At 60.2% G+C, this 9,945-nt stretch carries 8 protein-coding genes; all 8 read left to right on the forward strand.

What is annotated here, in order from left to right; translation table 11 throughout:
* Positions 1-4: 4 nt before the first annotated feature.
* The 8 genes from ACR0FG_RS20010 (at position 5) to ACR0FG_RS20045 (ending at position 9,685) form a co-directional block, all read left to right on the forward strand.
* Complete coding sequence (locus ACR0FG_RS20010) at positions 5-1,816, forward strand: hydantoinase B/oxoprolinase family protein (RefSeq protein WP_480895049.1); 1,812 nt, start codon at positions 5-7, stop codon at positions 1,814-1,816.
* Entirely contained in the window at positions 1,803-3,848 is a 2,046-nt protein-coding gene (locus ACR0FG_RS20015) for a hydantoinase/oxoprolinase family protein (RefSeq protein WP_480895051.1), read from the forward strand. Before ACR0FG_RS20010 ends, ACR0FG_RS20015 begins: the two co-directional genes overlap by 14 nt.
* Positions 3,848-5,218, forward strand: a complete 1,371-nt coding sequence (locus ACR0FG_RS20020; protein ID WP_480895053.1) for a M20/M25/M40 family metallo-hydrolase — start codon at positions 3,848-3,850, stop codon at positions 5,216-5,218. The genes ACR0FG_RS20015 and ACR0FG_RS20020 overlap by 1 nt, the downstream gene beginning before the upstream one ends.
* A 153-nt stretch (positions 5,219-5,371) precedes the next feature.
* The gene (locus ACR0FG_RS20025) at positions 5,372-6,277 is read left to right on the forward strand and encodes a LysR substrate-binding domain-containing protein (protein WP_480895055.1); all 906 of its coding nucleotides are present in this window, start codon (positions 5,372-5,374) and stop codon (positions 6,275-6,277) included.
* Between the two features lie 88 nt (positions 6,278-6,365).
* Positions 6,366-7,547: a CaiB/BaiF CoA transferase family protein gene (locus ACR0FG_RS20030; RefSeq protein WP_480895057.1), complete on the forward strand. Its 1,182-nt coding sequence runs from the start codon at positions 6,366-6,368 to the stop codon at positions 7,545-7,547.
* Positions 7,544-8,254: a glutathione S-transferase family protein gene (locus tag ACR0FG_RS20035; RefSeq protein ID WP_480895059.1), complete on the forward strand. Its 711-nt coding sequence runs from the start codon at positions 7,544-7,546 to the stop codon at positions 8,252-8,254. The genes ACR0FG_RS20030 and ACR0FG_RS20035 overlap by 4 nt, the downstream gene beginning before the upstream one ends.
* Before the next feature lie 29 nt (positions 8,255-8,283).
* Positions 8,284-8,697 (forward strand): GFA family protein, encoded by a 414-nt coding sequence (locus ACR0FG_RS20040; RefSeq protein WP_480733665.1) that lies wholly within the window; start codon positions 8,284-8,286, stop codon positions 8,695-8,697.
* A 79-nt stretch (positions 8,698-8,776) separates the two neighbouring features.
* The gene (locus tag ACR0FG_RS20045; protein ID WP_480895061.1) at positions 8,777-9,685 is read left to right on the forward strand and encodes a carbon-nitrogen hydrolase family protein; all 909 of its coding nucleotides are present in this window, start codon (positions 8,777-8,779) and stop codon (positions 9,683-9,685) included.
* Positions 9,686-9,945: the final 260 nt, after the last annotated feature.

A 9,945-nucleotide genomic window follows, 5' to 3' on the forward strand; every position in this document is an offset into this window, starting at 1 on the left:
GACCATGAACAAGCCATCACGGCTCAGCCAATCCGCCCTGTGCGATCCGGTCTCGCTCGAAATCATCCGCGGGGCCATTGCAGCTGCGCAATCCGAGATGGAGGCGCTGATCGAGCGCACGGCCATCTCGGCCTTCATCCGCGAAAAGAAAGATTTCTATACGGCGCTGTTCGACGGCAACGGCACGATGGCCGTGGGGTCGATGGTGCCGATCTTTGGCGACATGACCCGTCCCGTGCTGGAAAAGTTTCCTATCGAGACGATGCAGGACGGTGATGTCTATTGGTACAATGACTGCTACGGCTCATACGGCGCGATTTCCCATTCCAACGATCAGGTCCTGCTGGCCCCTGTGTTTCGCGAGGGCCGCGTCTGCGCCTTCGTGATGAGCTGGGCCCATTTCGCCGATATCGGCGGCTTGCGCCCCGGGTCGATCAGCCCGGATGCAACGGACATCTTTCAGGAAGGCGTGATGATCCCGGTCACCAAGATGATCGAGGCTGGTCAGGTCAATCAGGCCGTGCTGGACATCTTCCACCGCAATTCCCGCTATCCCGAGCAAAGCGAAGGCGACATGCGCGCGCTCATGGCGAGTGTCGAGCTTGGCGTGCGCCGGGTGGGCGAAATCCTCGATAGGTTCGGGCCGGATGTGACCGAAGACGCGTTGGCGCAGTTGCTGGAACGCACCCGTAATCTGGTGCGGGACAAGATGGCCGAGACCTTCGACTACGGCACCTATTCCTTCACCGATGCGATTGACACCGATGGGCACGGCAACGGCCCGTTTCATATGCGTTTCTCACTGACCCGCGCGAAAGGCCCAGACGGTGACGACCACTTTACCTTCGACGCCCGCGATACCGACGATCAGGCCCCCGGCCCGATCAATTATCTGATGAACAAGGGCGTGCCCGGCATGGCACTGGGCCTGTTCTATCTGGGGGGCGATCCCAGTCAGGTCTGCAATGCGGGCGGGCCCAATGCACTGGACGAGGTGCTGTTTCGCAAGGGCAGTTTTCTGCAACCGGAATACCCTGCCCCGCTGGGCCTGCGCGGCCTGACCGCGATGCGGATGATTTCGGCCATGTGCGGCCTGCTGAACGCAGGGGGCGGCGAGGCTCCCGCGGCGAATTCGGCCTATGTTGTCAATATCATGCGCGGCAAATTCCGGACCGAGGCCGGAACGTTGGAGCCCTACCTGCTGGCAGACGGGATCGGCGTTGGCTACGGCGCGCGCTCTACGGCGGACGGTATTGATGCGGTCTATTTCGTGGCGCAGGAAAACTATCCGGTCGAGTTTCTGGAAGCGGGCTATCCCGTGACCATGCGCAGCTATGGGATTGTCGCGGATTCCGGCGGCGCCGGTCGGTATCGCGGCGGGTGCGGCATCGTGCGTGAATACGAAATTCTGGCCGAAGAAACCATGGTCGCGATCCGTATCGACAGCGTCCAGAACCCGCCATGGGGCATTCACGGCGGCAAGTCCGGTCGCCATGGCATCGCCATCGTGAACCCAGGCACGCCGCAAGAGGTGCGGCTTGATCCGCTGTCGGACGGCAACATGCTCAAACGCGGCGACATCCTGCGGATCGAAACCGGCGGCGGCGGGGGCTATGGTCACCCGTTCGACCGACCCGCAGAAACCGTGCTGCAGGATGTGCTGAGCGGGTTTGTTACCGCGCAAGCCGCCCGCGCGGAATACGGCGTGGCGGTCGCAGGCGACGCGCTGGACGTGCAGGCCACTCAGGCCCTGCGCGCCACCCGCCCGGAAACCCGCCGCTTTTACCGACAGGAGTATGTCGATGCCCTCGTCTGATATGTCCTTTGACCCGTCCTATGCCGTGGCCGTCGATATCGGCGGGACCTTCACGGATATCTCTCTGCTCGACCGCAGTTCGGGCGCGGTGTGGCGGGCCAAGACCGCCTCGGTACCCAGCGATCCGTCGCAGGCGTTTATGACCGGCGTGAACATGGTGTTGAAAGATGCGGGTATTGACGCAGCCGACCTGTCGCGCGTTCTGCACGGCACGACGGTTGCCACCAACATGATCCTCGAAGGCAAGGGCGCACGCACTGCCCTTGTAACAACCCGCGGGTTCCGCCATGTGCTTGAGATCGGACGCCAGGACATACCGCGCCACGCCAACCTGTTCACCTGGGTCAAACCGGCACGGCCCGTTCCGGCAGACCGCATTCATGAGGTCGATGAGCGGATCGGCACAGGCGGGCATGTGATCGAACAGCTGGACGAAGCCAGCGTGACCGCACTGGCGGACCGTCTGCGCAGGCAGCAGGTCGAGGCCGTCGCCGTCTGCCTGTTGCACGCCTATGCCAATCCCGCCCACGAAAAACGCGTGGCCGAGCTGTTGCGCGCGGCGCTTCCGGATGTCGCCATCACCTGTTCCACGGATGTCCTACCCGTGGTGCGCGAATTCGAACGCTCGCTGGCGACGGTGCTGAATGCAAATGTGATGCCGGGGGTGTCGACCTATATCTCACGACTGGAAAATCGACTGACTGAGGCCGAAGCCATCTCTCCCCTGTTGCTGATGCAATCCAATGGCGGTGTGGCAGGGACCGGCGCGATCCGCACCGCGCCAGCTTTGACCGCGCTGTCCGGCCCTGCCGCTGGCGTGGTGGGCGCGGTTGATGCGGCGGCGGCGTGTGGGATCAAGGACATCATCACCGTGGATATCGGCGGCACATCCGCTGACATCTGCCTGATCCGGGATGGAGAGATCAACCTGACGCAGCAAGGTAAGGTGGGCGAATGGCCCCTGTCGCTGCCGATGGTGGACATGGTGACAATCGGCGCGGGCGGCGGGTCGATTGCGGCTGTGGCGAACAACACGCTGTCGGTCGGGCCCAATTCGGCGGGCGCGCGACCCGGACCCGCCGCATATGGGCATGGCGGGACCGAGGCGACCGTGACCGATGCCCATGTCGCCCTGGGCAACCTGCCGCAGGCCCTGCTGGGCGGGTCCATGTCGCTGGACCTCAATGCAGCCCAAGCCGCCGTGACCAACAATGTCGCGCGCCCGCTCGACCTGACGCCCGAGGCGGCAGCGCAGGGCATTCTGGCCATCATGAACAACAACATGGTCGGGGCGGTGCGCACCGTCTCGGTCGAGCGGGGGCACGATCCGCGCGATTTCACTCTGGTCCCATTTGGCGGCGCAGGCCCCCTGCATGGCTGCGCGCTGGCGGAACTGCTCGGCATCAGTCAGGTGATGATCCCCGCAGCGCCCGGCCTACTCTGTGCCGCCGGGCTGCTGGCAGCCGATATGAAGGCCGAATTCACCCGCACCCTGCCCACACCCGGCGCGATCAACCAATCCCAGGGCGACAGTATCGTGACAGACCTGACCCAGGACGCCACCGCCTGGATGGATCACGAAGGCATCGCCCCCGATCAGCGCGCCCTGAACGCCCGCGCGCTGTTGCGGTTTCACGGGCAAGGCGGCGAAATCGCGGTCGACTGGGCTGACAGCCCCGAAGAGACCGAAGCCCGCTTCCGCGCCGCGCACACATCGTTGTACGGGTTTGTTCTGGACGCACCGATTGAACTGGTCACATTGCGGATCGAAGCTGTTGGCCGAACCGACCCGGTCAACAGCCCTTCACTGGCAAAAGCCGATCTGCCAGATGCGCTGCAAATGCAAAAGGTACACTGGCCCGGCGGCATCGCTGAAACGCCGGTCTATGACCGCGCCGCGCTTGGGGCGGAAACCACGATCCACGGCCCGGCCATCCTGACACAACTGGATACGACCACCCTCATCGCACCCGGCTGGACAGCTTCAGTCCATGCCTCGGGCGCGGTGCTGCTGACCAAGGACCCCGCCTGATGCAAGCTCTGTTCGATCACATCGACGCCCATGCCGATAGTTTCGTCGCGCGGGTCATGGAATATGTGCGCCACCCGTCCATCTCGGCCCATGACATTGGCATACGCGAGGTGGCGAATATGCTGGTCGGGCATCTGACCGAGCTGGGCTTTGACGCCGGACTGGTTGAAACACCGGGCCACCCTTTTGTGCTGGGTCATGCCACGGTTGACCCTGATAAGCCCACTGTCCTGCTGTATGGCCATTATGACGTGCAGCCACCCGATCCGCTGGACCAATGGATCAGCCCACCCTTTGAACCCACGCTCAGGGACGGCCGCATCTGGGCCCGCGGGATCGGAGATAATAAAGGCCAGCATTTCGCGCAACTACTGGCGATTGAAACCCACCTTGCCGTCAATGGCACGCTGCCCTGCAACATCATCTTTCTGCTGGAAGGCGAGGAAGAGATCGGCTCCCCTCATATCGCCGATTTCGTGCGTGAAAATGCGGATCGCCTGCAGGCCGATCTTGTGGTCACGTCGGATGGTCCACTGCATGAAAGCGGCGCGCCGGTGATCACGTTCGGCGTGCGTGGTGTCGCCTCTTTTGATCTGGTTGCCAAAGGGGCCGCCCGCGATGTGCATTCAGGCAATTACGGAGGCGTGGTGCCCAACGCGATCTGGACGCTGGTGCAACTGCTGGCCACAATGAAAGACTCCGAGGGCAATATCACCGTCGAAGGCCTGACCGAACCGGTGATCCCGCCCACCAACCTCGAACGCGATGCGGTGGCGCGTTTGCCGGATGATGAACTGGCCGTGATGGAGGACCTGAAGCTCGACCAGATGGACGGCCCCAGCGACCGGCCCTATTGGGATCGGCTGATGTTCCACCCGACGCTGACGATCAACGGGTTGCATGGCGGCTATGGTGGGCCGGGCAGTAAAACTGTGCTGCCGAACGAAGCCATCGCAAAATGCGACGTGCGGCTGGTTGAGCCGCTGACCCCTGATTACGTCTTCGAACGGATCGAAGCCCACGTCGCGCAACACGCGCCGACTGTTGAAGTTGTTCGGCACAATGGCATGTTGCCTTCAAAAACACCTCTGGACAGCCCTTACGCAAAACCCCTACGGGATGCGATCATCGCCGCGCGCGGCATGGAGCCGCTAATTTATCCGACCGTTGGCGGGTCCCTTCCCGATTATGTCTTTACCAAGATCCTGGGAAAAGACGCTTTTGTCATTCCGTATGCAAACGCAGATGAAGCCAACCACGCCCCAAACGAGAATCTGGAAGTGGTGAGGTTTCTGGACGGTATTAAAACCGGTGCCGCCGTCTTGAACGAACTTGGGACATTGCACCGCGCTGACCTGAAGGAAGCCTGAAAGTTCCTATACAGCAATGTGTTAATCCGGTGGCTTACGCAGCGGGCAATCCACGTCTTGCAGGATTTGGTCCACGCATCGGCTGGTACGGCCCCTCGAACATATGCTCTCTGCTGGGCTTCCAATCTTATGTCTTCGCGCTAACCTTCAGCCATGTCAGAACCAAAACACCCCGGCAAGCATGACCGTTTTCCACCCTTCGGAGGGTTGAAATCGTTCTATGAGGTCGCGCTAACGGGCAGCGCCGTCAAAGCTGCTGAACGCTTGAACGTTTCGGCCTCGTCCATCAGCCACCAAGTTAAATCCCTTGAGGCTGAATTGGGCGTAAGACTGATCGAGAACCGCAAAGGGCGGTTGTATCTGACCGCTGATGGAAGCCAGTTTTTCGATCGCATCAAAGGCCCGATGTCCGAGATCTTGCGCGCCACCGAAGCCATCCGTTCCATGCCCGGACGAAAGCGAATATCCCTGACGCTGACCCCGTCCTTTGCTGCCGGGTGGCTTTTGCCAAGACTGGCGGATCTGGAGCGAAGTCATCCTGACCTCGAGGTCAATTTGGTGACCACAACCCGGGTGGTCGATCTGGAACGCGAGAACATCGATCTGGCCATCAGACGAGGTGCCGGCGGGTGGGACCACGCCATTACCACACCGTTATTGCGAGAACAGATTGTACCTGTGATGTCGCACAAGCTGGCGGATGAACTCAAAGAAACGCCCCTGCCCGAAGTTCTAAAGACACAACGGCTTCTTGCCAATTCAACCGTCGACGCGGAATGGGACGCCTGGTGTAAGGCACGGGGTTATGAACCACCGGAAACCAGCCAGCGCTATAGCCTCGAAACATATGAATTGACGATTCAGGCTGCACAAGACGGGCTGGGCATTGCCCTTGGCCGCAGACCGTTGGTCGATCCGCTGCTGTCTGCGGGTATACTGGTAGCCCCCTTTGATGTGCCGGACGCCGACAATATTGGCTATTTTGTTGCCCGGGCCAGCGCCTCTATGCGGTCCGATGTCAAACGGTTCCATGACTGGCTCTTGACTCAGAAGGGTTGAATTTTTTTCATCTCCTGCTGAGGTTTTTGCATTTTTCACCCCGACCTCTGGATTTTAGGCTCAACTCAAGAACTGCAGGAGTTTGGCTATGGTCCAGCACAGCGACATTCAACGAAACGGTCCGCTTTCGGGCATTCGCGTTATTGACCTGACCGCCGTCGTCTCGGGGCCTATGTGCACCATGATACTGGCCGATCAGGGCGCGGATGTCATAAAGATCGAGCGCGCAGATGGCGATTTCACCCGTCATGTAGCGACGCGCCGGGGCGGGCATTCTGCGTCATACCTCAACAACAACAGAAACAAGCGGTCTGTTGTGGCGGATCTTAAGAACCCCGACGACATCGAGATGATCAAAGCGCTCGTGGCAGAGGCCGATGTCTTCATCCAGAATTTTCGCCCGGGTGTCGTCGATCGCCTGGGTCTGAGCTACGATGTTCTGAGCGCGCTCAACCCCCGGCTGGTCTATATGTCGATTTCCGGGTTCGGGTTCGACGGGCCGCTTGCCAATAAACCGGTCTATGACCCGCTGATTCAGGCATTGTCGGCACTGACCACGGTTCAGGCCGGCTCGGACGAGGAGCGCCCGCGTCTGGTGCGCACGATCCTACCCGACAAGCTGACGGCCGTTCAGGCCAGCCAGGCCGTGACCGCCGCCCTGCTCGCGCGTGAACGCACGGGCAAGGGGCAAAAGGTGACCCTGTCGATGCTGGACACCGTTGCGGCCTTCCTGTGGGCCTCGGATATGAACGGCCACACCTTCGTCGGCGACGAGATGGAAAAAGAGGAAAGCCAGTCCTTCCACGATCTGATCTACGAGGTCAAAGGCGGGTATCTCAGCATCTCGATCATGCAGAACAAACATTGGGAGGCGCTGGCCCACGCGACGGGCCGTCCCGACATACTGGATGATGAGCGATTCAAGACAACTGAACTGCGCGATATCAACCGCGATGCGCGCCTTGAATTGACCCAGGAAATTGTCCGCGAGGTCGACCGCGATACGCTGCTTGCAGCATTGGAAGACGCAGGCGTGCCCTGCGCCCCGGTTCTGACCCGCCGCGAGATGCGCCAGCATCCCCAGCTTCAGGCCAACGGCACCTGCGTCGAATACGATCACCCGACGGCGGGCCGCTTGCGGCAGGCGCGGTCGGCGGCAGTCTTTCATGGAACTCCGGCAACCGATCTGCGCCCTGCCCCGGAACTGGGCGAGCATAGCGACGACATACGTGCCAGCCTGCGGGCGGGCAATTTGGCGGATGCATCATGATTGATTTCTATTACGCCCCTACGCCGAACGGCTGGAAAGTGGCGATTATGCTGGCGGAAACGGGACTGGATCATCGCACTATCCCGATGAACCTGCGCGCCGGCGATCAGTTCACGCCCGAGTTCCGCGCCATCAGCCCAAACGCCAGAATGCCCGCTATCAAGGATCATGACGCCGAGGGCGGCCCTTTGACCGTGTTCGAAAGCGGCGCAATCCTGTCATACTTGGCCGACCGCAGCGGGCAGTTCGGACCACAGACCGCCAGAGAACGCGTCGCGTTCAACGAATGGTTATTCTGGCAGGCTGCAAATCAGGGTCCCATGGGCGGACAGCTAAGCCATTTCGTGAACTACGCGCCGGAAGATCAGCCCTATTCGCTGAACCGCTACAAAGGCGAATTTGAACGTACCCTTGCGGTGATGGAGAACTGGCTGGACGGGCGCGACTATATGTTCGGGCGCTACACGATCGTAGATATGATGTGCTTTCCCTGGGCGTTCATCGCAAAACCCCTGAGCGTTTCGCTGGAGGCTTTCCCGAACGTAACGGCCTGGCGGCAACGCATCAAAACACGTCCCGCTGTCCGCGATGCAATCAATCTTCACAAGGATGCCCAATTCTCTGGCAAGACCTCTGCCGAACAGAACGTAACCCTGTTCAACCAGTCGGCTGACCATCTGATGTCCGCCCCAGAGCCATCCCGATAACAAAACCAACCACCAGCAAGGAGAACCCAATGCCAAAGATCGAAGGAAGCTGCCTGTGCGGACAGGTCACCTATAGTTCAAGCGCCGATGAACCTGCCATGATGGTTGTCTGCCATTGCCCCGACTGCCAGCGTCAAAGTGGATCGGCCTATTCCACCAATGTTCTGGTGCCGACGGCCTCGATCGCGTTTGAGGGCGGTAGCCGCAAGCAATTTGTCGTCAACGGTGCGTCTGGGCAACCGGTAACGCGCAATTTCTGCGGCAATTGCGGATCGCCGTTATCGACGGAAATGCCCGCCTTCGGCAATCTCGCGGCCGTCAAGGCTGGTACGTTGAATGACAGCTCATGGGTGAAGCCGACAATCCAGATCTGGTGCGATTCTGCACAGCCGTGGGGGCCGGTCACCGACGATATGGATACGGCACCCGCAAACCCGGGCTAAGCAGCCGGTTTGACACTCTTACCCGGGCCTGATCTGATCAGGCCCGGGTTACACGCGCTCAATTGCAGGACACGTTCCAATGAAAGTAGCCGCTGTTCAGGCCGCTCCGGTTTTTCTCGATCCCCAGGCCAGTACGGACAAGCTGATCGCTTTGCTGCGGGACGCCGCAGCACATGGGGCAGAGTTGGTTGTCTTCCCCGAGGTCTTCATTTCGGGCTACCCCGTCTGGCTGCGGGCAAAAGCCGTGGCGCATAACGACGAGTTGTTGAAGATCGGCCATGTCGCCTATTTGAAATCAGCCATCGCGACGGACGGGCCGGAAATTGCTGCGATCTGCGCCGAAGCCTCCGCACTGGGTGTGGCAGTCATGACCGGTATCATCGAGCGTTCAGGGTCCGGCGGTTCGGTCTATGCGACGTTGGTAACGATCCACCCCGACAAAGGGGTTGTAAATGTTCATCGCAAGCTCAAGCCCACCTTCCACGAACGCCTCTTGTGGGCGGATGGCGATGGTCATGGTTTGGCAGTTCAGGACTGGAAAGGTGTCAGGGTCGGCGGTTTGAATTGCTACGAAAACTGGCAACCCCTGGCCCGCCAAGCGCTGTACCAGCAGGGTGAGCAACTGCATATTGCGACATGGCCCGGAGATCTGGACGTAACAGACCACATCACTCAGTTCATTGCGATGGAGGGCCGCATCTATGTCGTCTCTGTCTCAGGTCTTCTGCGAAGCAGCGATATTCCAAACAGCTTTGCCCTTCGGAAATACGTTACGGATGGTCGTGACATTATCAACGACGGTGGCAGCATGATTGCCGCGCCCGGCGGACAATTGATCGCAGGTCCGGTCGTCGGCGAAGAAAAGACGCTTTATGCAGATATTGAGGTCGACAAAGTCGTTGCTGCGCACATGAAACTGGACCCGGCCGGACATTACAGCAGGCGCGACATCCTCAGTCTAAACCACACCAAGCAGCGATTAGACTGAAGGGTGATGTTTGGCCCCTCACTCCGACCTCATATTCGCAATGAGCAATTGCGGTGGCCCCGATAGTGTGTGGACACCTCGGTCTACGATTGCTGCGGTCAGGCGTCTTGCACTAGCTGCTAAACCAGAAAAGGCCCTGAGCCCGCGCAGGCAGCGAGAAATCTTCGGAAGGTTCCGTTGCAAACTTTCAGCCATTGACGCTTTCGAAATTAACGAGCGAATGACTCGTTTGTCGTATCAAGTCGAAAGCCAGCTTATGA

It is taken from the genome of Ruegeria sp. E1 (assembly GCF_056534225.1).